This window comes from Gemella haemolysans, from assembly GCF_028308085.1.
Classification (GTDB): Bacteria; Bacillota; Bacilli; order Staphylococcales; family Gemellaceae; genus Gemella; species Gemella haemolysans_D.
The window spans coordinates 1-1,513 of sequence record NZ_JAQMFS010000044.1 but is presented as its reverse complement, the minus strand read 5'-3'; the positions used below and the strand labels follow the sequence as shown (position 1 = coordinate 1,513).

The window sequence follows — 1,513 nt, the reverse complement described above, 5'->3', positions numbered from 1 at the left end:
GGCTCTTTGTCAAATTCGGGGCATGGAGAAAAATAGGAAATGAAATCTAGGCAGCATTTTGCTGCTTAGATTTTTTCTTGTTTTCTTTAAGTTTGACATTATTTTTGTACTCAGAAACAAATAATCTAGACATAATTAAAATGCGTAATCTGAAATTACTAAAGCTAGAATATCCATAAGATACTCTCTTTAGTAGTTTTATTTTATTATTAAATCCTTCTAATGGACCATTAGAATGCTTATATTTAACAGCATTAAGCATATACTCTTTGTGCTTTTTCATAGTATTTATAGCTTTAGATACACCTTTAGGTAGTCCTCTAGTATCCATATCTATATACTTCTCTAATTCTACAGAAGCTTTAGCCTTAATAGCTTCTCTAATCTCATGTACTCTCTCATAACTAGCTGTAAACTCATCATCTATAGCTAATATATAATCTAATACTTCTTTTCTAGTTACATAGCGTTTAAAGCTTCTAGAATAGAATGTTTTTGTTGAATTTACTTTATCTCTATCTTCTAATATTACTTTCCAGAAGTTCTTTAAAATAGTGTAAGTAGAACCTTTTTTATTCTTATATTGATTCATTAATCTTACTCTAGCTTTATTTAATTCTCTATTAATATTTTGAACCATATGGAATCTATCTATTATTATCTCAGCGTTAGGAAACATCTCTCTAATCATATTCATATAAGGAGGGTAAATATCTATACAGATTGTTTTTACTTTCTTTCTTACTTTCCTTGGATATCTCATAAAGTATTGTTTTAATATATGTTGAGTTCTTCCATCTACAATATCTATAAAATCATGTGTTTTAGCATCTAAGAATACGAAGCTCATTCCATTTTTACTGTCTTTAGTTGACTTTATCTCATCAAAACATAGGTGTTCTGGTAGGTTTGAATGAGTCTTAACTTCTACGGCTTCTCTACATGATTTCATTACTCTTACTACTGTAGATACTGATACATTACTTAATTCAGCTATATCTTTAAATGATATTGTCTTAGAAAGATTCTTCATAATGTAGAATATAAGATTTTTAGATATACTGCAGTGCTTTTTCACAAATGATGTTTCAGCACAAAACTTAGAATTACATTCTTTACATTTAAAGCGTTGTTTCTTTAATCGTAGATATGTAGGGCATTCTGACATCTTTAATAAAGCTACTTTTAATGGATCTGTGAATCCATTTTTAACTATATTATTTCCTTCTTTTATACAACCACAGTTTGTACAACACTTTGGATTGTATGATAAAGTCCCATGAAATACGAATATATCTTGACCGTCTACATTAATTAAATCAAGTTTATCATCCATAGTTATATTTTGGTCTTTTATTAATAGTAAATTTGTGATAAAATTAGACATGACAAATATCCTTTCTTAGTTAATTATTTTTCTACACTTTAATTATATTGGGTATTTGTCTTTTTGTATATAAAAATTGAAATCCGGGGCTGGAATTTTTCCATGCCCCGGATTTAGTATACAACC

At 28.1% G+C, this 1,513-nt stretch carries 1 protein-coding gene; it reads right to left on the bottom strand.

The features are described 5' to 3' along the window. Nucleotides 1-46 precede the first annotated feature (46 nt). On the bottom strand, nt 47-1,387 hold the full coding sequence (locus PNO30_RS03040) for an ISL3 family transposase (RefSeq protein ID WP_271987116.1): 1,341 nt from the start codon (nt 1,385-1,387) through the stop codon (nt 47-49). Nucleotides 1,388-1,513: the final 126 nt, after the last annotated feature.